General features: G+C 62.3%; 20 protein-coding genes. 7 read left to right on the top strand and 13 right to left on the bottom strand.

Annotation, left to right across the window (positions count from 1 at the left end):
- Window positions 1–18: 18 nt before the first annotated feature.
- Window positions 19–930, bottom strand: a complete 912-nt coding sequence (locus tag DL899_RS04760; RefSeq protein ID WP_111732831.1) for a LysR family transcriptional regulator — start codon at window positions 928–930, stop codon at window positions 19–21.
- Window positions 931–1,034: 104 nt separating this feature from the next.
- On the opposite strand from DL899_RS04760, the gene DL899_RS04765 reads away from it, so the two are divergent.
- Window positions 1,035–2,258 carry an acyl-CoA dehydrogenase gene (locus DL899_RS04765; RefSeq protein WP_111732832.1) on the top strand — a complete coding sequence of 408 codons (1,224 nt, stop codon included), beginning with the start codon at window positions 1,035–1,037 and terminating at the stop codon, window positions 2,256–2,258.
- 583 nt (window positions 2,259–2,841) lie between these two features.
- Here the strand turns inward: DL899_RS04765 and DL899_RS04775 are convergent.
- The 7 genes from DL899_RS04775 to DL899_RS20065 form a co-directional block, all read right to left on the bottom strand.
- Window positions 2,842–4,041: a rolling circle replication-associated protein gene (locus DL899_RS04775; RefSeq protein ID WP_162685507.1), complete on the bottom strand. Its 1,200-nt coding sequence runs from the start codon at window positions 4,039–4,041 to the stop codon at window positions 2,842–2,844.
- Between the two features lie 106 nt (window positions 4,042–4,147).
- Complete coding sequence (locus DL899_RS04780) at window positions 4,148–4,579, bottom strand: hypothetical protein (RefSeq protein WP_204355249.1); 432 nt, start codon at window positions 4,577–4,579, stop codon at window positions 4,148–4,150.
- 80 nt (window positions 4,580–4,659) lie between these two features.
- A complete protein-coding gene (locus DL899_RS04785) occupies window positions 4,660–5,346 on the bottom strand; it encodes a M15 family metallopeptidase (RefSeq protein ID WP_111732835.1) in 687 nt (228 codons plus the stop codon).
- Window positions 5,343–5,915 (bottom strand): hypothetical protein, encoded by a 573-nt coding sequence (locus DL899_RS04790; protein WP_111732836.1) that lies wholly within the window; start codon window positions 5,913–5,915, stop codon window positions 5,343–5,345. The genes DL899_RS04785 and DL899_RS04790 overlap by 4 nt, the downstream gene beginning before the upstream one ends.
- On the bottom strand, window positions 5,912–7,513 hold the full coding sequence (locus tag DL899_RS04795; RefSeq protein ID WP_162685508.1) for a hypothetical protein: 1,602 nt from the start codon (window positions 7,511–7,513) through the stop codon (window positions 5,912–5,914). The genes DL899_RS04790 and DL899_RS04795 overlap by 4 nt, the downstream gene beginning before the upstream one ends.
- 79 nt (window positions 7,514–7,592) lie before the next feature.
- On the bottom strand, window positions 7,593–8,441 hold the full coding sequence (locus DL899_RS04800) for a hypothetical protein (protein WP_111732838.1): 849 nt from the start codon (window positions 8,439–8,441) through the stop codon (window positions 7,593–7,595).
- A complete protein-coding gene (locus DL899_RS20065; protein WP_275426782.1) occupies window positions 8,441–8,575 on the bottom strand; it encodes a hypothetical protein in 135 nt (44 codons plus the stop codon). Before DL899_RS20065 ends, DL899_RS04800 begins: the two co-directional genes overlap by 1 nt.
- A gap of 368 nt (window positions 8,576–8,943) precedes the next feature.
- Between DL899_RS20065 and aroQ the strand changes: the two genes are divergently transcribed.
- Complete coding sequence (gene aroQ, locus DL899_RS04805; protein ID WP_111732839.1) at window positions 8,944–9,387, top strand: type II 3-dehydroquinate dehydratase; 444 nt, start codon at window positions 8,944–8,946, stop codon at window positions 9,385–9,387.
- Window positions 9,388–9,477: 90 nt separating this feature from the next.
- Here aroQ and tsf read toward each other — a convergent pair whose 3' ends face one another.
- Complete coding sequence (gene tsf, locus DL899_RS04810) at window positions 9,478–10,356, bottom strand: translation elongation factor Ts (RefSeq protein ID WP_111732840.1); 879 nt, start codon at window positions 10,354–10,356, stop codon at window positions 9,478–9,480.
- A 76-nt stretch (window positions 10,357–10,432) separates the two neighbouring features.
- Window positions 10,433–11,314 (bottom strand): 30S ribosomal protein S2, encoded by an 882-nt coding sequence (rpsB, locus tag DL899_RS04815; protein ID WP_111732841.1) that lies wholly within the window; start codon window positions 11,312–11,314, stop codon window positions 10,433–10,435.
- 248 nt (window positions 11,315–11,562) lie between these two features.
- On the opposite strand from rpsB, the gene DL899_RS04820 reads away from it, so the two are divergent.
- Genes DL899_RS04820 through DL899_RS04830 form a run of 3 tightly spaced genes read left to right on the top strand, consistent with a single transcriptional unit; the run spans window position 11,563 to window position 14,646 of the window.
- On the top strand, window positions 11,563–12,273 hold the full coding sequence (locus DL899_RS04820) for a DUF502 domain-containing protein (protein ID WP_111732842.1): 711 nt from the start codon (window positions 11,563–11,565) through the stop codon (window positions 12,271–12,273).
- Between the two features lie 44 nt (window positions 12,274–12,317).
- Window positions 12,318–13,991 (top strand): tetrathionate reductase family octaheme c-type cytochrome, encoded by a 1,674-nt coding sequence (locus DL899_RS04825; RefSeq protein WP_111732843.1) that lies wholly within the window; start codon window positions 12,318–12,320, stop codon window positions 13,989–13,991.
- Window positions 13,984–14,646 carry a cytochrome b/b6 domain-containing protein gene (locus DL899_RS04830; RefSeq protein ID WP_111732844.1) on the top strand — a complete coding sequence of 221 codons (663 nt, stop codon included), beginning with the start codon at window positions 13,984–13,986 and terminating at the stop codon, window positions 14,644–14,646. The genes DL899_RS04825 and DL899_RS04830 overlap by 8 nt, the downstream gene beginning before the upstream one ends.
- 58 nt (window positions 14,647–14,704) lie before the next feature.
- On the opposite strand, the gene DL899_RS04835 is transcribed toward DL899_RS04830, so the two are convergent.
- A complete protein-coding gene (locus DL899_RS04835) occupies window positions 14,705–15,478 on the bottom strand; it encodes a 3-hydroxybutyrate dehydrogenase (RefSeq protein WP_111732845.1) in 774 nt (257 codons plus the stop codon).
- A 336-nt stretch (window positions 15,479–15,814) separates the two neighbouring features.
- Here DL899_RS04835 and DL899_RS04840 point away from each other — a divergent pair, with 336 nt between their 5' ends.
- Both DL899_RS04840 and DL899_RS04845 read left to right on the top strand, forming a co-directional pair.
- Window positions 15,815–17,659, top strand: a complete 1,845-nt coding sequence (locus DL899_RS04840; RefSeq protein ID WP_111732846.1) for an extracellular solute-binding protein — start codon at window positions 15,815–15,817, stop codon at window positions 17,657–17,659.
- A 35-nt stretch (window positions 17,660–17,694) separates the two neighbouring features.
- Window positions 17,695–17,811: a lipoprotein gene (locus DL899_RS04845; RefSeq protein WP_111732847.1), complete on the top strand. Its 117-nt coding sequence runs from the start codon at window positions 17,695–17,697 to the stop codon at window positions 17,809–17,811.
- A 55-nt stretch (window positions 17,812–17,866) separates the two neighbouring features.
- Here the strand turns inward: DL899_RS04845 and DL899_RS04850 are convergent, their stop codons facing one another.
- On the bottom strand, window positions 17,867–19,255 hold the full coding sequence (locus tag DL899_RS04850) for a cytochrome P450 (protein ID WP_111732848.1): 1,389 nt from the start codon (window positions 19,253–19,255) through the stop codon (window positions 17,867–17,869).
- A complete protein-coding gene (locus DL899_RS04855; RefSeq protein WP_420820948.1) occupies window positions 19,252–20,451 on the bottom strand; it encodes a hypothetical protein in 1,200 nt (399 codons plus the stop codon). Before DL899_RS04855 ends, DL899_RS04850 begins: the two co-directional genes overlap by 4 nt.
- Window positions 20,452–20,512 lie beyond the last annotated feature (61 nt).

Genomic DNA, 20,512 nt, shown 5'->3' on the forward strand with positions numbered 1-20,512 from the left:
ACGGGGCGCGCCGCAGGGCTAGCGCGGCAGGCGCTCGTCGTCGTCGACCTGTGTCGCCAGCCAGTCGCGGAAGGTGACCAGCGCGCTGTGGCGCGTCCTGGCCTCGGGCCAGACCAGGTAATAGGCCCCCGACAGCGGCGTCGGCCCGCCCCATGCGCGGCGCAGCCGGCCGATGGCGAGGTCCTGTTCCGCCAGGTAATCGGGCAACAGCGCCACCCCCAGCCCATGCAGCGCCGCCTGGGTGATGGTGCCGTACTGGTCGTAGATCGTGCCGGTGACCGTCTCGATCGTCACCCCGTGCGCGGCGAACCAGCCCGCCCAGGCCCGTGGCCGGGTTTCGATATGCAAGAGCGGCAGCCGCAGCAGGTCGCGCGGTGTGGTTGGCGTATCGGTCTCCAGCAGCGCGGGCGCCGCAACCGCGACCTGCGCCTCGTCCCGCAGCTTTAACGTGGCGGTACCGGACCAATTTCCGTCACCGAAAAATATAGCCGCATCAAACCCTTCAGAGGCAAAGTTGAACGGTCGCAGCCGAGTGGCGAGGTTGATCGTCACCTCCGGGTGACGGCGCGCGAAATCGGGCAGGCGCGGCACCAGCCAGCGCATGCCAAAGGTCGGCAATATCGCCAGGTCCAGCGACCCGCCCGAGGGGTTCACCGTAAGCCGTTGCGACGCCTGGGTGATCTTTTGCAGCGCCTCGCGCACCGAGGCGGCGTAGTCGGTGCCCTCCGGCGTCAGCGCCAAACGGCGGCCGTGGCGCAGCAACAGCCGCACGCCAAGCTGATCCTCCAGCGTCTGCAACTGCCGGCTGACGGCGCTTTGGGACAGGTTCAGCTCTTCGGCGGCGGCGGTGGCGCTGCCCAGCCGGTCGAGCGCCTCGAGCGCGCGCAGGCTGGCGGTAGAAGGCAGAAAGCGGCGTGGGGTAGGGGGCATATATGCGATATACTCATGCAAGAATGCGGAATTTTCGCTATTTCCCTGCCTGATACCGAACTAGAATGCAAATGAATTGAGCATACCGCATGAGGAGAGATGCCATGAGCCTCGACGCCCCGACGCTTCGCGCCAAGGACCGGCCCGGACTGAGTTCTTTCAACTGGGAAGACCCGTTTTTCCTGCAAAAACAGTTGGAAGAAGACGAACGCATGATCGCTGAAAGCGCCCGCAGCTTTGCCAACGAGGTGCTGGCGCCGCGTGTCGCGCAGGCCTATGAGAACGAAACCAGCGACCCGGACCTGTTCCGCGAGATGGGCAAGATGGGGCTGTTGGGCACCACCATCCCTGAGGAATATGGCGGGCTGGGCACCGGATATGTCAGCTATGGCCTGGTCGCGCGCGAGATCGAGCGCGTCGATTCCGGCTATCGCAGCATGATGAGCGTGCAATCCAGCCTGGTGATGTACCCCATCTACGCCTATGGCAGCGAGGAACAGCGCCGCAAATACCTGCCGGGCCTCGCCACAGGCGAGTTGATTGGCTGTTTCGGGCTGACCGAACCCGATGCCGGCTCAGACCCGGCGGGGATGAAGACCCGCGCGGTCAAGACCGACGGCGGCTATCGGCTGACCGGGGCCAAGATGTGGATCTCGAACAGTCCGATCGCCGATGTTTTTGTCGTCTGGGCCAAGTCCGAGGCGCATGACGGCAAGATCCGCGGTTTCGTGCTGGAAAAGGGGCAAAAGGGTCTGTCCGCGCCCAAGATCGAAGGCAAGCTGAGCTTGCGCGCATCTATCACCGGCGAAATCGTGATGGACGGCGTCGAGGTGGGCGAGGATGCGCTGCTGCCCAATGTCGAGGGGCTCAAGGGGCCGTTCGGCTGTCTCAACCGGGCGCGGTTCGGCATCGCCTGGGGCGTGATGGGCGCGGCTGAATTCTGCTGGCACGCGGCGCGGCAATACGGGCTGGACCGGCACCAGTTCGGTCGTCCGCTGGCCAACACCCAGCTTTATCAAAAGAAGCTGGCGGACATGCAGACCGAAATCACGCTGGGCCTGCAGGCAGCATTGCGCGTCGGCCGCCTGATGGACGAGGCTATCGCAGCGCCCGAGATGATCAGTCTGATCAAGCGCAACAACTGCGGCAAGGCGCTGGACATCGCCCGAATGGCCCGCGACATGCATGGCGGCAACGGCATCTCTGGCGAATTCCAGGTCATCCGCCACATGGTCAACCTGGAAACCGTCAACACCTATGAGGGGACGCACGACGTGCATGCGCTGATCCTGGGGCGGGCACAGACCGGGCTGCAGGCGTTTTTCTGAGATTTGCCAGAGGCGGGGCCGTCCAAGCGGCCCCGTCGCGCCGTGTACAAAAGGCGTATAATCAATAAATTGCGAACACCAATAAAGTGCATTCGCCCCCGGCCCACTGGCCAACTACCGCCAATCAGTTTCACAAGATGTTGTGTGTGTCAACCGCATCTTGCGATTAAAGCACCATCGCCACAAAGATGATGATAACGAGGCACGCAAAGAGAAACCGCATCGTCTCAACTCCTATCACACCAAGGTACAAATTCGCGGCGTGGTCCCCCGCCGCCCCCGCGTTTGTTAGCAGACTGTGGCCTTTCTTTACAGGTCTTCCGGCGCGCTTTTTGCGAATGATCACGATCATGCCTTTGACCGACCGTCCACCCAGCTGCAACCGTCCTGGGGGTGCGAAGGGGGGCTTTGCCCCCCTTGGCCCCCCCAGACCCCCCCAATCCCCCCTTTTCCCGATGGGAGGGGGCGCTACGCGCCACCGATATTCCGGCCAACGTTCCGCCGTAGCCTCTCCGACTGGACCGATGCGACAGAATGCGGGGAGTTTCGTATTTGTCCCAATTCACAGAGAGCGGGGTTTCTCTTATTTTTTTTGCTGGCTTTCTCGCAGGTGATCGCGCGCTTGCTCCGCTTCTATCTGGGTCGCGCCGAGCCTTATCATCCTTCTTACGAGATCGCTTGGATCGCTTACGAGCCATAGCTCAAACTCCTTTTCTATCCACGCTATTCCCGGTCCGATCCGGACCGTGAGACCGTTCAAACAGGTGAGGCGTCCACCGCCGCGCAACTCCTTTCCGTCCCAAAAATACCGTTTATAATCCCATCCGGGAACGCGCAGCCATTCGGGCACGCGCTTACGCGCCGGTTGAGCGGACTTTGCCTCTTCCATACGCCGCTGCGCGGCTTCCCAAACATCATGGTCCCAAAGCTCCTCATATATGCGCGTTTGATGTTCCGCGAGCAATTCCGAGAACGGATATTCACGCCCGTGATAGGAGCGATACGCCCACATGAAGTACTCGACGAACATTTCGCGCATCCGGCCTTGAAGCCAGAACTTGCGCCGCTTCCCTTCACTGTCGAACACATCAGGGAAGGAATAGCCCGGGTTCTGTGGTGACAACCCTTGCTGAATGTACCTATTCGCCAGGTCAATGAACCAATCATGCCCGAGAGGCGGTTTTTTCGACATGGACACATGGCCGACATGCGCCGCCTGAAAGGTGCCACTGTCTTTAAGCGCATACTCAACAATCTGTTTCAGGGCATAGCCGAAACTCTCATAGTCCGGGCGCTGAAAATAGACGAAGCCCCTTGTTTTTGGCTCGCCCCTGAAATGGGCGGACCACGGTTGCCAGAATATTCTAGCGGCAGCGTCATTTTTGTATCGGGCGAAGCGAATTTCCCATTCCGTTCGCGGCTCCGCCGCATCCCTTGCCACAAGAGTTTTGCCATAGAAGAAGAGAATGGCGTGCCAGTGGGCGCGCCCCCTTTCACTGCCGTACTCGCCCGCCACGATGTACCGAACGCGGTAGCCCTCATACCGAAGGCGCTTCATGAAATCCTGAAAATCCTTGTAAACCAAGGTCGCGCAATTCGGACTATCACCGGCATAGGTAAAGGTTACGGCAACCGTCTGATCTGCTGTTTTACTTTCCGCGATACACCGCCCAACGAGGTCATTGACCCTGTTTTTCCTGCATTGCCAGCAATTGCGACAGGGAATGAGAACAAACCCTTCGTCGTAATCGTCATCGTAAAGCCTGCCCGGCGAGATGCACATTTGCCTCATTCCCTGTCACTAAATGTATATCCCCACAAGGGGAGGGAGTTTCGCCGTGCCCGAAACTCCAATACTTGGAGTTTCCGTTTCGGGCACGGCTCGCGGATCACGCTGAACGCGCTATGGCAACTAGCCATTCCGCAAATTTTGGTGGCGTCCGCTCTCGCTCCTGCCGCCCCATATGTTCAACCGGAACAAATGGACCGGTCGCAGCAACCGGACGAGGCGGCAGATACGGGGCGCAAACATAAAGCCAGGTCGATTTAATCGCCCTATGGCCCCAATCGCATTGACGCACAGACAACGTGCGCCCGCCGAACACATCGGGCGGCGCACCAGGTCGCGGCAGGCCCACATCGGCCCAAAGCTTGGAACCGGACGGATGTTCAAGAACACCGCCCCATCGACGCACATGGACGACCGCCAGACGCGCCAGCTCCTTTTCACGCTCAGACCCGAGCGCCTTGTAATGATAGCGGCCCCACATACGGCAGGGCGGATGCGCAACAACAGGCATCCCGCCGTCGAAGGTCCGCATATCTCGCGCCAGGTCGAAGCACTCGACCCCCGGCATCGCCCAATAGGGCGACCCGCGACACACGCACAGCGCCGCGACCGTCATGGCCGCAAATGCGACGGCATTTGTTTAAGCCGCGCGTTCAAACGCTTGGCCGACAGCCGGCTTTCTATGTCTAGAAAATCCGCTGTCGTCATGATTTCCGGCCAATCGAACCGATCTTCCCAAAGATTACGCACGTCGCGCCAATGGGCCAGTTGCCAATGTGCGGGGTCATAAAAGTCCCAATCGCCGCCCCATACGACTTGGAGATTGCGCTTACGCGCAACCTCCTTGCCGATAGCGCCGATAACCCCCCATTCTTTCGGGGTCAGGTCCCAGAAGCGTTCACAATGCACAATATCGACCGCGCAGCCCCAATTATGGGCCGACTGCGCGCCGCGCGCCTTTGTGACACCCTTGACATAAAGCGCCTGTTGACGCTCGTCCGAGCGGTAAAACTCAAACGCGAACATCGGATAGCCGCGCCGCTCGAACTCTTTTTGCAGCGACAGGAAGAACTCGATAACCCACGGATGCACACCCGTGCGATCCGTCTTTTCCTTCTTATGCCTGTAATCCCGCGTTTTTAGATACGGGAAGTTCACCAGATTGACCGCCGCCGCCTGGTAGGTCTGTGGCAGTCTGCGAACAACATCACCGGGCGACCCGGCGAGGGGCATTTCGCCCCCCGCCTTGTTGAAGCCGCGCCGGATGAACCGTTGGATCACCCGTTTCGCGCACTTCATTCTTCACCGCCTTCCTTATCGCCCTCCGGTTGTTCCGCGGGATCTTCCCCTTCAACCGTCGATTGTTCATCCGGTTTCGGAAGCTGTTTTCGCTCAGCCCGCTCGGCATCCTTCGCCTCGATCCGCTTTCGCATTTCGCGAAGCTCTTGCCGCTCGGCCTCTAGCGCCTTGTCGCGCCTTTCCTCATTCCGGCGCATGTAGTGCATCATCCGGTCAAGGTCCGAGTGCCGCCCCCCCACGTTTTCCACGTTCGTGAACTTCACGAGGCCAGTTTTGCCGACCATCTGAGACGCCGTCTCAGGCCGCACAAAGATCAAGGTGTTTTTGGGCGCATGGAACTCAACGAACCGCGTCCCATCTGCCGTAAAGCACACCTCAAAAAGACCGTCCGAACAGCCCACAAGCACAGGCTCTGTTCCCGGCCCTGCCGAGACCAGCAAGGACACACGTGCGGAGGCATTGACATGAAGCCGCGCGCGCCGATTGCCTTTGGCAATTTCCATCTTTAGCGCTTCGCCAGGTTGCACCGCCACCCAATCGGAGGGGTTTTTTATGTCGAAGATTTTCATTCCCCGCTCTCCTCAACAGGCTGTTTCTCCTCAACCGCTTCATAGGCCCCAACGTCTTCCTGCAGACGACGCCCGAACACGGTCTTACCGACGATTTCAAGTCCGCCGATGGTGGTGATCTCAAACGGCTCCGCGAGGGTATCCGCGAAGACCTTCTTATGCACGCCGTTCGCCAGGTAAAAATCTTCGGTCAACTCAGGGTCCACCGTTTCCGGTGACCAGATGCGTTGCCGATCCTCTACGAACGGATCGTTAAGCTGGCGCATGAACTTGCCGCCGATGTTCGGGATGTTGCGGTTCCACTGGTAATTAAGGCCCGCGTAACCGAAGGTTGCGGTCGGTTGCGAATGCAGAACATCAACATGCGAGTTCGGCACCACCGCGACCTTATCCATATCCAAATCGTCGCGTACCGCTTCCGGCAGATCATCCACGTCGACTGTCGTAAGGAAATGGTCCTGTTGACGCTCGAATAGCTGATCCGGCACCGCCTCAAGCGTGATCAGGATGATACCGCCGGTATTCATCGGAGGCGTGCGCATATTGAGCGAAAGGAACGCCTCGCCACGAGTAACCGACTTATCGAGATTGCCGCTATCCGTCGCGAAACGCTGGTTCATTCCCACAATCGTGGTCTGACGATCCAAAAGGATAGGCTGGGCCATCTGAGCATCGGGCACCCGAATGCCCGACATGAGCATGTCAATGATATGATCATCATCAAGGCCCGAGTATTGTTCGCGGACACGCGCCCACGCAACCGTGCGCTTCGCCTGCTCGATATTGTTGAGCGACAGAGTGACGCTTTCCTGCGCCAACTCACCCTTTATGTTGTCCATAAGCAGGCGCAAATCTTCATGCCGATACCATGACCCGAAAAGCGCCGTCTCGGTACCCGACGAAAACGCAGGGGCGCTATTGCCGCTTGGCGCAATACCTTGCGCGTTCCTGAAGGCGACATTACCACCAATGGTATACGGAAACGTCACTTCACCATCAAGCGCCAGCTCCACTTCGCCATCCAGCATGGCCGCATCGTAATCCGGCACGATGTGGGACATGGTGCTATTGCGCCAAAAGCCCGTTGCGAGCGTCGTTTCATCCTTGAGCCGCAACGGCAACTTTGTGGACCGCGCCTTGCGCCGGAAGTTCACGAGGACGTTGTACGCCTCAACCACGGCGCTGTTGATCTCGCTTTCATCCGGGGCATGAATGCCCATGGTCTTAAAGATCGCCTCTTCTGGGTCATAGGTGATCGTTTCGAAGAAAGGCACCACTGCGCCGCCATCGGTTTCCGGCTGACCCATGTAGGAGCGGTTCAACTGGTCAAGACCGTTGAAGCGATCAAACGCCAGGAACGGCACGAAATGCGCATAGGCCGTAACGCCGACCGCGTTAAGCAGCGGCAGCACGGTCTCGGCCATTTCAACGCGGATACGCGCCGCACCGCGCGACACACGATCTTCCCGAAGAAGCGGCGCATACGCGAGGGGTATGATTTTGCCGGGGTCGGCACTTGTCAGGCAGCGCCAATCATTGCGCCGCACAGACTGTGGCATACTGGCCGGACTGGCGGAGATAACTTCTGTCAGTTTCATTTGCGTCTTCCTTTCTTACGCAGTTTCAGAACAAACTTTCGCAGTGCGCGACGCCGCCGCGCACAGCCTTTGCAGCGACTCAATTCCGCATCCACTCGGGAATGCCGGACCGATATTCATCGGCTCTTTCTTTCCGAGTTTTTCGCGGTTTCTCTGAAAGATATGGATCGCGCGGCCCGCCGAACACCGGCCGCAGAGCGCCTTTCACGGTCCAATCTTCATCGGAAACGCCTTCCCGCGCCAAGGCGATCTGGCGGTTATACTCGGCATCCTCTTTATAATTCCGGGCGCCGGTTACTTGCTCCGCTACTTCCCCGTACATGTCTTGCGCTTCTTGTGCCGACATGCGGTCAGTACGATAGAACCATTGCGACCCGTCGAACCGCTCAATAACCCCAAAAGGACGGGCTCGCGGGCGCACAACGTTAGGCGACAGCGTTGGCGCTGGCGCTTCCTGCCGTGTAGTCGTCCGAGTACCGCCAGCTAGGCCATACCCGAAATCAATATCGGGTTTCGGTCCCTTGCCATTGTTTCGGTTCTTCCAATACGCGAGTTCTTCGCGCGCCATCTCGACCTTGATCCGGTCAAGTTCCGCCTGATCGGCGATTTGCTCACGATTGAACCAAGTTTCGGCAACGTCACCGACAGCTTTCCCGAGAAACTCGGCGGTCGAGAGTGACCCCCCGCCGCCAGGTGAAACCCCAAGAGGCTGTTGACCGGCACCAGACATAAGCAGGGTAAGCGGGTTGAAACCCGCCGCTTCTGCACCTTCCCGGAGCCAGCGCGGTTGCTTCAACGCCGTGTTCTTGGTGGCGAACATGTTATAGACGTACTGTTTCGCCATATCACTGCTGGACGAGCCACCGAATAGCCCGCCCAGCAGATTTGACCCGGCGCTGATCAACGCACCTGTTACTGCGGGGTCCATCACATGCCACCGCCGCAGAACGCCGCGAAGGTGCCGGGGTAGGTGGAGGCGACGAAGCCCCCAACCGCACCCAGCACCACCGGCGCAAGCTTACGGGCGAGCACGAGCACCGCTTTCAGCTTGAGTTTTTCCATTGTGGAACCTCCTATATGTTGCGTTTCAACTACCAGTTGAACCAAGGAGGCCGGAGGTTGATTTTCACGTTGCAGTTGCAACGCCGCCTAGCCGAAGGCGCATAATCAATATTATGTTAACTATAACATAGATTAAAAATCCACCAAAGCGCTATGTACCTGCATTATATCAAGTGCTTGCCGGCTAAAGCTCATCAATGCGCCATCGCGGCGCGGCTTGCACGTTCTTCGCACCTGCCGGAAATTCTGCAACTGGGTCACACTCGCCCCGAATGATGGCGCCGTGGTATCCCGGTTCTCGACACGGCCGGCTGGCGCGGCTTAAATCGCGCCAGCCATGTTTCAACCGATTTCGGGTGCCCGCGACAATGACCTCGATCCTGATCCTCAACGGTCCCAACCTCAACCTGCTGGGTCAGCGCCAGCCAGAGGTGTACGGTGCCACCACCCTGGCCGAGATCGAAACCGCCTGCCGCACCCATGCCAAGGCGCTGGGGCTCGGGCTGGACTTTCGTCAGGACAATTCCGAGGGCGCGCTGATCGACATGATCCACGCCGCACGCGGCGTGCATGACGGCATCGTCATCAATGCCGGCGCCTATACACACACCTCGATCGCTCTGATGGACGCGCTGAGTTCGGTCGAGCTGCCGGCAGTTGAGCTTCACCTCTCAAATGTCCATGCGCGCGAGGATTTTCGCCATCGCTCCTATATCGCCAAGGTGGCGTTGGGGGTGATTTGCGGCTTTGGCCCGAATGGGTACAAGCTGGCCATCGATGCGCTGGCGGAGCATCTGAGAGGCAGCGATTGATCGCACGCGACGAACTGAACGCGCTTGTCACCGCCTCGAAAGACATGAAAAAGGCGCCCGAAGGCGCCGATTTCGTTGTTGTTTTCCGGATCAGGCGCCTGCGGCGGTCTTGGCGACCTCGGCGGCGAAGTCCTCTTCGGCCTTCTCGATCCCCTCGCCCACCTCGATCCGGACAAAGCCGGTGATTTCGGCGCCGGCCTCGGCCGCCGCGGCGGCGACGGTCTGATCGGGGTTGATGACAAAGGACTGGCCCAGCAGCGTGACCTCGGCCATGAACTTTTTCATCCGGCCCTTGATCATGTTCTCGATGATGTTGTCGGGCTTGCCCGATTCGCGCGCGATGTCGATCTGGATCTGACGTTCCTTTTCCACGATCGCGGGATCAAGCGACGCCTCGTCCAGCGCGGCAGGGTTGGTCGCCGCAATATGCATGGCGACCTTCTTGCCGAAATCGACATCGCCACCCTTGAGCGCGACCAGCACGCCGATCTTGCCCATGCCATCGGCAACCGCATTGTGGACATAGGCCACGACGGTATCGCCCTCGACCGACGCCATCCGCCGCAGGGTCATGTTCTCGCCGATGGTGGCGACCTTGTCGGTGATCGTGTCGGCCACGCTCTTGCCGTTCAGATCGGCGGCCTTGAGCGCCTCGATATCCGCGGCGTTCAGCGCGACACCGGCAATCGCGCCGACCATTTCCTGGAATTCAGCGTTCTTGCCGACAAAGTCGGTTTCGGAGTTGACCTCGACGGCAACGCCGCGGTCACCCTCGACGCGCACAGCGACAAGACCCTCGGCCGCGGTGCGGCCCGATTTCTTGGCCGCCTTGGCCAGGCCCTTGGTCCGCAGCCAGTCGACAGCGGCTTCCATTTCGCCGCCGGTCTCAGTCAGCGCCTTTTTCGCGTCCATCATTCCTGCGCCGGTCATGTCGCGCAGTTCTTTCACCATCGCAGCAGTGATCGCCATCTCGGCTCTCCTCAAATCTTCGAAATCGTGCGGCGGCGGACCAGCCCGCCGCCAATGTCAGTTACAGGCGCGCGGCTCAGCCTTCGGCCTTCTCTTCGGCTTCGGCCTTTACCTCTTCGGTCGACTCGATGTCGAGGGGCGCATCCTTGGCGACGGCGTCGTCATGCGCGGTCTCTTCGCTGACGTTGCCGGTCTCTACGCCGGTCGAGACTGCAACCTCTTCGACGGGCGCTTCTTCCAGTGCGCCCAGGTCAACACCGGCGGCGCCCATCTGCGCCGTCATGCCGTCCAGCGCCGAGCGCGAAACCAGGTCGCAGTAAAGCGCGATCGCGCGTGCGGCGTCGTCGTTGCCGGGGATGATATAGTCGATGCCATCGGGCGAGCAGTTGGTGTCGACCACGGCCACGACCGGGATACCCAGCTTGTTGGCCTCGGCCACCGCCAGCGCCTCTTTCTTGACGTCGATCACGAACAGCATGTCCGGCAGGCCGCCCATTTCGCGGATGCCGCCGAGGCTGGCCTGCAGCTTGGACTGCTCGCGTTCCATGCCCAACCGTTCCTTCTTGGTCAGCCCTTCGGCGCCGCCGACCAGCATCTCGTCCAGCTGGGTCAGGCGCTGGATCGACTTGGACACCGTCTGCCAGTTGGTCAGCGTGCCGCCAAGCCAGCGGTGGTTCATGTAGTATTGCGCGCATTTCTCGGCCGTTTCAGCGACGGGCTGGCTGGCCTGGCGTTTGGTGCCGACGAACAGCACCCGGCCGCCCTTGGCAACGCAATCGCGGATCGCGTTCAGCGCGGCGTCCAGCATCGGCACCGTCTGGGTCAGGTCGATGATGTGGATGCCGTTGCGCGCACCATAGATGAATTCACCCATGCGCGGGTTCCAGCGCTGGGTCTGGTGGCCGAAGTGAACGCCCGCTTCGAGAAGCTGACGCATGGAAAACTCGGGAAGAGCCATGTCTCGTTTCCTTTCCGGTTTGTGCCTCGGTGCGGGGATAAACAGAGGCGTTTCGCCTCAACCGGTGGACCGCCGGGGATGTCTCCCCCGGGCCGGCCCGGCCCCGCACCTGCGAAGTTCAGGTGGCGCGCGTATACCCCCCTGCCGGGGCCTGCGCAACCCCCCTGCTCCGCCGGCGGCGAATCGCCATTGCCGCGAGGCGTGCGAGTGCTTAGATATCGCCAGAGCAAGGGAACAATGATTGCCTCATGAACACGCCTTTTGACGAAGAACCGCAACGCGGTAAACGCCCGGGCCTGTTTCACAGCTTGAGAAGCAGCTTCCTGACCGGGGTCGTGGTCATACTGCCGGTCGGGCTGACAATATGGCTGTTGTGGACGCTGATCGGATGGGTCGACAGCGTGGTGCTGCCCCTCATTCCCAACAGGTTCCGCCCCGAACAGTATATCGGCATCAACCTGCACGGCCTCGGTGTCATCATCTTCCTGATCTTCACCATCACCGTGGGCTGGGTTGCCAAGGGGCTGATCGGCGCGTCGCTGATCCGTATCGCTGAATCGCTGGTCGACCGGATGCCGGTCGTCCGGTCAATCTATTCCGGCGTCAAACAGATCGCAGAAACTGTCTTTGCCCAAAGCGAGCGCAGCTTTGAAAAGGCCTGCCTGATCCAGTATCCGCGCAAGGGGATCTGGGCCATCGGCTTTATCTCGACCGAGGCCAGGGGCGAGGTGCTGAAAAAGGCCGAAACCGGCGGCGACCTTTTGTCGATCTTTCTGCCGACCACCCCCAACCCGACCAGCGGGTTCCTGCTGTTTCTGCCGCGCGAGGACGTCATCGAACTGGACATGACGATCGAGGAGGCCGCCAAGCTGGTGATCTCGGCAGGGCTCGTCTACCCGGGTCAGGGCGAGGCGAGCGGCAAACGCAAGCCCACCGGCAGCCCTGATCGCGACGTTTGATCTGAATCAATGCGCGCGCCGCGGGCATATATTCAGATCGGGGAATGAGATTTTCCTTCCGCCCCCTGCCGCGTCTGCCAGCGGCCCTTGCCTTGGCTGGCGCCCTCGCGGCCCTGCCGCTCGTGGCCTCGACGCAGGAGGCGGCCGCGCCCGAGCCGCCCGAGGCCGAAGCAGCGCTCTCGGCAAGCACCACCGACCATAGCAAGCTCAAGCCGCTGCAGCGTGAGTTCACCTCGGGTCCCGAGGTGACGCGCGCCTGTCTGCAATGCCATACCGAGGCCGATGACCAGGTGATGCATTCGATCCATTTCACCTGGGAGTTCGAGCAGCCCGCCACCGGCCAGCTCTTGGGCAAGCGGCATGTCATCAACTCGTTTTGCGGCAACGTCGTGGGGAACGAGGCGCGCTGCACCTCGTGCCATGCCGGATATGGTTGGGATGACATGCACCAAAGCCCGGTCGAGGCCGGGGTCACGCCCGACTGCCTGGCCTGTCACGACCGTTCGGGGCAATACGCCAAGACATCGACCGGCGCTGGTCACCCGGCCCTGGCCCCGCTGCCGGATGGTGCCGTGACCATCACCGGGGCGCCGGCCAAGCCGGTCGATCTGACCAAGGCCGCGCAAAGCGTCGGCATGCCGGGGCGCGACAACTGCGGCAACTGCCATTTCTACGGCGGCGGCGGCGACAACGTGAAACACGGGGATCTTTCGTCGGCGCTTTACGACCCGCCGCTCGACGTCGACGTGCATATGTCGCCGCAGGGCGAAAATTTCGCCTGCTCCACCTGCCATGTCAGCGACCGTCACACCTGGTCCGGCTCGCGCTACAATATCACCGCCGTCGGCGGGGGCGAGCCGGCCAGGCCCGGCGGGCCACGCCGCGCCGCAAGCTGCCAGAGCTGCCACACCGACACCCCGCATGACACCAATATCATCGGGCTCAAGCTGAACGATCATACAGACACCCTGGCCTGTCAGAGCTGCCACATCCCCGCCTTTGCCCGCGGCGGCGTCGCCACCAAGACCTGGTGGGACTGGTCCACCGCCGGCAAGCTGGATGAAGAGGGGCGCGCGCTGGCGATCTCGGACTACCTGGAATCCGATGGCGACCACCGCCACACATATCTTTCGACCAAGGGCGATTTCGACTGGGGCGAAGATGTGCCGCCGGTCTATGCCTGGTTCAACGGCGCCGTCGACTATACCACTGCTGACCGCAAGATCGACCCATCCGCCCCGGTCGAGATCAACCCCATCCACGGCACCCCTGACGGGGCCGACAGCCGGATCTGGCCGTTCAAACGGATGGAGGGGCGCCAGGCCTATGACGCCGAGTTGAACGAACTGGTCTATTCCCATGTCTGGGGGCCCGACACCGACACCGCGCTGTGGACCAATTTCGACTGGGCCAAGGCGATCCAGGCTGGGATGGAGGCCGCGGATGAGACCTATTCCGGCAATTTCGATTTCGTCGATACCTACATGTACTGGCCGATCACCCACATGGTCGCGCCAAAGCATGACGCCCTGCATTGCGGCAACTGCCACGCCGAGGGCGGTCGCATGGACGGGATCGAGGGCATCAACCTGCCCGGCACGCGGCCCTACAGCCCCGCCGGCATCGCCGGGCTGGCGCTGGTGCTGGCAACCTTGGGCGGCGTGATGTTGCATCTGTTGCTGCGGCTTGTCGGCCGCCGAAGGGGCGATCATGACTGAACGCAGCGTCAAGATATTCCCGCGTTTCGAGCGCTTCTGGCACTGGGCGCAGGTGGTGCTGATATTTGCCCTGCTGTTCACCGGGATGCGGCTGAGCGGTCTGCACCATGTCATCCATTTCAGCACCGCGCTCGGCCTGCATGTGGTGGCCGCGCTGGTGCTGATCGCGCTGTGGGTCTTTGCCATCTTCTGGCACCTGACCACCGGCACCTGGGTGCATTACCTGCCGACGCTGCGGGGCCTGCCGCAGGTCGCCCGTTTTTATGCCTGGGGGATATTCAAAGGCGAACCCCACCCCTATCGCAAGGCCTATTGGCGCAAGCACAACCCGATGCAGGCGCTGACCTATCTGGCGCTCAAGCTGGTGCTGTTTCCGGCGATCTGGGTGACTGGGCTGCTGGTGCTGGGCTGGAACCTGTGGGAGGACGCACCCCAGGCGCTGACGCTGGTCTACTGGGTCAGCCAGATCCACCTGCTGGCGGCCTGGGCGATTGCCGCCTTTGTCATTGCGCATGTCTATCTGCTGACGGTGCCGCCGGGGTTCCGCCACCACCTGCGCCCCATGATCACCGGCTTTGACAAGGTCGACCTGACCCCCGAACAAGAGGCCTACCTGGAAGCGAACGAGATATCCCGCATCAAGCCGCGCGACTGAACCCCGCCGCCGTTTCACCGGGTCGGGTGGGGGACGTCCCCCCACTCTGTTGGTGCCGTTACTGGGCGCTCCAGCCGCCATCGGCGGAAATCGTCGTGCCGGTAATCTGCTCGGCCGCGTCCGAGCACAGGAATGTGGCGATGCCCGCCACCTGTTCGACGCTGACGAATTCCTTTGACGGCTGCTTGAGCAGGATCACCTTTTCAATCGCCTCTTCCTCGGAAATTCCGTATTCCTTGGCGGTGTCGGGTATCTGGGCGTCAACCAGTGGCGTGCGCACGTAACCCGGACAGATCGCGTTGCAGGTGATCGGCTCGCGCGCGGTTTCCAGCGCCACGACCTTGCTCAGCCCGACGACGCCGTGCTTGGCCGCCACATAGGCCGATTTGAAGGGGCTGGCGCGCAGCCCGTGGGCGCTGGCGATGTTGATCACCCGACCCCAGCCGGCGGCGCGCATCAGCGGCAGCGCGGCGGCGGTGGTGTGAAAGGCCGAGCTGAGGTTGATGGCGATGATCGCGTTCCATTTCTCGACCGGGAATTCATCCACCGGGGCGACGTGCTGGATACCGGCATTGTTCACCAGGATATCGCAGGCGCCGGCCTTTTCGATCAGTGCGCGGCAGGCGTCCGGGTCTGACATGTCGGCCTGGATATACCGCGTGTTCACGCCGAACTCGGCGGCGATGTCGGTGGCCAGGCGGTGATCCTCGGGCGAATCGGTGAATGAGTTCAGCACCACATCCGCACCGGCGGCGGCGAAGCCCCGCGCCACGCCGAGGCCAATTCCCGAATTCGATCCCGTGACGACCGCTGTCTTGCCCTTGAGTTGCATCTGGCTGTTCTCCGATGTTGCGAGTATGCCCCTTTCTGCCACGGCGCAGGCGCAGGCGAAATGCGATATTGCGCACCGGCGATGCAGCCGTCACCAGCGCGTTATGCAATCCGTGAAAGGATGATTTGACGCCCGATCGCGGAGCCAAAAAAAACGCCGGCACGAAGCCGGCGTTAAGTTATTGAGGCAGGTTTCATACAGGCAAGAAACCTATCGAGCAGTGCCCCCTTTATAAGCAATCCGTCGCCGCGATCCAAGCTAAAAGTTTGAAAAGACGTGAATCCGTCTTTACGGTCGGGGCCTGACAAACAAGGTGCGAACGGGATTGTTGCCGGAATGAGACCAGATTTTTTCGTCGCGCTTTGCCTCAGGATCGCCGCCGCCGCCCTACTGCTGCCGGCTCTTTCTGGCCCCTCGGTGGCGGAATCGCAGGCCCGGCATGGCATAGCTATGTATGGCACCCCTGCCCTGCCACCTGATTTTGTGTCTCTGCCTTATGTGAACCCGGACGCGCCCAAGGGCGGGCGCGTCGTCACCGGCAACGTGGGCGGGTTCGATACGCTCAATCCGTTCACACTCAAGGGCGAGCCGCCCTGGCAGTTGCGGGAGCTCACGCACGAATCGCTCATGGGGCGGTCCTGGGACGAACCGTTCACCCTATACGGGCTTTTGGCCGAATCGGTTGCGACGGGGCCGAATCGGGAATGGGTCGAATTCACCCTGCGCGACGGCGCGCGATTCTCCGACGGCAGCCCGGTGACGGTCGAGGACGTGATCTGGTCCTACCACACGCTGGGGCAAGAGGGGCATCCGCGCTATCGCGCCTTCTGGACCAAGGTCGCGTCGATCGAGGCCACCGGCCCGCGCAGCGTGCGGCTGACCTTCAACACCGCCGACCGCGAACTGGCGCTGCTGGCAGGGCTGCGCCCGATCCTGAAAAAGGCCCAGTGGCAGGACCGCGATTTCGCCGCCGGCCGGATTGAGGATATTCCCATCGGCTCTGGCCCCTATGTCGTCGCTGACTACGAGATCGGCCGCCATGTCACGTTGCGCCGCAACCCCGATTACTGGGGCCGCGACCTGCCCCTGCGGCTCGGCACCCATAATTTCGACGAAATCCGGATCGAGTTCTTCGGCGACAACACCGTCCTGCGCGAGGCGTTCAAGGCACAAACGCTGTCCTACCTGCGCGAATTCAACGCCGAGGACTGGGCCACCCAGTACGATTTCCCGGCGGTGCGGCGCGGCGACATCGTGCTGAGCGAAATCCCCCACGGCAAGCCCACCGGCATGACCGGTTTCGTCTTCAACACCCGCCGCGCGCCGCTGGATGACTGGCGCGTGCGCGAGGCGCTGATCCTGGCGTTCAACTTTGAATACATGAACGACACGCTGACCGGCGGGCGCCAGCCGCGCATCGCCTCGTATTTCTCGAACTCCGATCTCGGCCAGCGGCCCGGCCCGGCCGAGGGGCGCGTGCGCGAGCTGCTGACACCCTTCGCCGAGACCCTGCTGCCCGGCACGCTGGAGGGCTATACCCTGCCCCGGGGTGACGGCACCCCGCGCAACCGCGCCAATATCCGCAAGGCGCTGAAACGCCTGAACGAGGCCGGCTGGCACGTCGCCGATGACGGGGTGTTGCGCAACGCCCAAGGGCGGCCGCTGCGGCTGAACGTGTTGTTGCGCCAGGATGCGCTGCTGGCGCAGGTCACCGCCTACATGGATATCTACGCCCAAGCGCTGCGGCGGCTGGGGATCGAGCTGCATGTCGAACGCATCGACAACGCCCAGTATCTGGCCCGCGAACGCGATTTCGATTTCGATATCACCTTCATGCGTCGGTCGCTGTCGCTCAGCCCGGGGAATGAACAGAGGTTCTACTGGGGCTCCGCCGCCGCCGACCAGCCCGGCAGCCGCAACCTGATGGGCATGAAATCCCCGGCGGCTGACGCGATGATCGACGCCATCCTTGCCGCGCGCACGCGAGAGGAGTTCATCGCCGCCGCCCGCGCGCTGGACCGGGTGTTGATTTCAGGTCGCTACGTCATCCCGATCCACAGCTATGCGGTTGGCCGCATTGCCCATCTGCGACAATTGAGTTATCCACAGGACAGGCTGCCGGTCTATGGCGATGGAATATGGTTCCTTCCCACGGTCTGGTGGTTCGAGGCAGAAGAATAAAAACAGGCAACAACAAACCTAACGAGGCACGACGCATGAAAAGGCTGATTGCTCTGGCGCTGGTCGCAGCGGCACTAACCGGCTGTGCCACGGTCGACGGTGTCGGTCGCGACATCTCCGGCGCGGCGCGCGGCGTTCAAAGCTGGTTCTGAACGCAGGCGCAGATCACACGACACATATTCTTGGAAGCTTACAGCCGGCCGGGGTTCACCCGCGATCCCGGCCTGTTTCGTCGCGCGGCGTGATCTTCAGCCAGATACCCGTCTTTCCGCGCACGGTCAGATGCGCCACCGGCATCGCGGGGCGCGTCGGGTCGATCTCGAACCGGAACGCGCGTGTCAGCATCGACAGGATCAGCGGCCCCTCAATCATCGCGAACCCCGCCCCGGTGCAGACCCGGGGACCGGCGGAAAACGGGATATAGGCCGAGCGCAGACACCCCTTGCCGTTATCGGTGCCAAAGCGCGCCGGGTCGAAATCGTCGGGCCGTTCCCACAGGCGTTCATGCCGGTGCAGGTGCCAGGGCGACAGCACGATCTGGCTGCCCGGGCGCACCTCTCGTTTGCGGAAATGTTCGCACTTCGTGGCCTGGCGCACCATCATCGGAACCGGCGGATATAGGCGCAGCGTCTCGCGGAACACATCGCGGGCGATGCGCAGCCGGCTGACATCCGAAAACTCCGGGCCATCCGGGCCGATGACCGTTGCCGCCTCTTCTGCCACGCGGTCCTGCCAGTCGGGGAAGAGCGCCAGCAGGTACAGCGCCCAGGCCAGGGCCGATGCGCTGGTTTCGTGTCCGGCCAGGAAAAAGATCGCCACCTGGTCGACCATCTCGGAAACCTCGAACCGTTCGCCGGTTTCGGGGTCGGCGGTGGTCATGATCTTGGTGGCCAGGTCGTCGGGGGCCTTTCCCGCCTCGATCTCGACCATGCGTTGGGCTGTCAGCGTCTCGATCAGCTGGCGGATACGCGCCGCCGTGGCCCGCGCGCGGCGGCCGTGAAAACGTGGAAACCAGCGCGGCAGCGGCACGAAGGCACCAAGGTTCAACACCGGCTGGCTGCGCTGGTGTTCGCGAAAGGCGTCGAAAACCTGACGCGCGGTGTCATGCTGGATCGGGATCGAAAACAGCGTGCGAAAGATGACGTCGGCGGCGACATGGCTGGTCTCGGCCTCGATCTCGACCGGATCGCCGGTGGCAAGGTCGCGCAGCCGCCCGACCGCCCCCTGCCCCGCGGTGCGCATCGCCGGGAACGTATCGCGCAGTCGCCCGCCCTCGAACGCCGGGTCGATGATGCGCCGCTGGCGGCGCCATGTCTCGCCATTGGTGACAAAGACGGAATTGCCCAAAAGTGGCGTCAGCCCCTCGCGGATGCGGTTCGACTTGGGAAAGTCGTCGGGCCGGCCCTTTAACACCAGATCCACCAGCGCCGGTTCATTGCACAGGTAAGACCGGAAAAACGGCGTGCGAAACTCGGCCATCCACGCGCGGTAAAGGCGCGCGGGCTGGGCCGACAGGATGTCCTGGCGAAAAAGCCGCAGATACCGCCAGAGCGACACGCGCCCCTGCCGCGCCGGGGGTTTGGGGGGCTGGGTCATGCCACTGTCCCCGTGTATTTCGACGCCGCGCGTTCGATCCGGCTGGGCGACGGCGGGCGGCCTTCGAACCGTTCGGCCAGTGTCAGCGGCCCGGCGGTGACGCGGAAATAGTCATAGTCGCCGGGGCGGTCAAAGGCGCACATGTACTGGAAATGCAGCCGGAAAAAGCGCCAGCGCAGCGCCCGCCAGCGTTCAGAGCTCAGGGTTCGGGTGAACGCGGCCGACAGCACCAGCGGCCATCGCTTGCCCTCGGGCGCGACACCCGAGACGGCGACCGGGTCGCACAGCGCAAAGGCACAGCCGTCGCCCGGCGCGGTGACGTCGACCCAGGTCAGTTCGTCGCGCGCCGACAGATACCGCAGATCGGCGCGCAGCCGGTGGGCGTCGGGCAGAAACGACACCATCGGCACCACCTGCCCCAGCGTCAGCAGCGCCAGCGCCGGGCCGTTCTTCGGCACCCTGCCCTGCCGGATCAGGTCGGCCAGCACCGAAACCGCCAGATGCGCGCCGGATGAATGGCCCACGACCAGCACCTCGTCCGCGTCGCCCGTCAGCGCCTCGGCGATCTCGTCGGTGAAGCCGCTCATCCGCGCCTCCAGCTCTGGCGGGTTGGCGCCACGATAGCGGGCGGAATAGGCATAGTCATGCATCAGGTAATAGGCGAAAAAACGGTTGTCCTGCCGGCGGAACCATTCCAGCGCCACCGGCACCGCCACCAGCCCGCCCCAGGCCGCCCAGGGGTGCGCCAGCGCCAACAGCCGCCCCAGCCCCCAGGCCAGCAGCAGCGCCAGTGCCAGTTGCACCAGCAGGGACCCCACCGGATAAAGCGCGGCGATGACGGGGCCCTTGCGCAGCCGCATCAGCCGCCACAGCGCGCCCGTGGCGAAATAGGTCCAGGCCGTGCGCGCCAGCAAAAGGTAGGTGCCCAGGATACCCTGCGCCATGCTGTCGCGCACGATGTCGGACCACACCAGCACGTCGATATCGGCTGTAACCCTTTCGTCCTCGATCTCGGCCGTGACCTGCCAGCCATAGCGGGCGCTGCCGGTTTTCCCCTTCAGGTCAATGGAATAGCCGGAAATCTTCGCCTGCGCGGCGCCTTCCTTGCGGTACAGCTCGCGGTAGCGACGGGGATGGATGGGGTCGTAGCCCGGAATGTAGAAGACGCGCCGCCGGCGCACGGATGATTGCGGCAAACTGCTGATACCTCGTCTGGTTTGCGCGCAAATCTAGCGTGGCATTCGGGCGAGAGTAAGA

Origin of the sequence: Roseovarius amoyensis (assembly GCF_003260265.1) — a bacterium.
GTDB lineage: Bacteria > Pseudomonadota > Alphaproteobacteria > Rhodobacterales > Rhodobacteraceae > Roseovarius > Roseovarius amoyensis.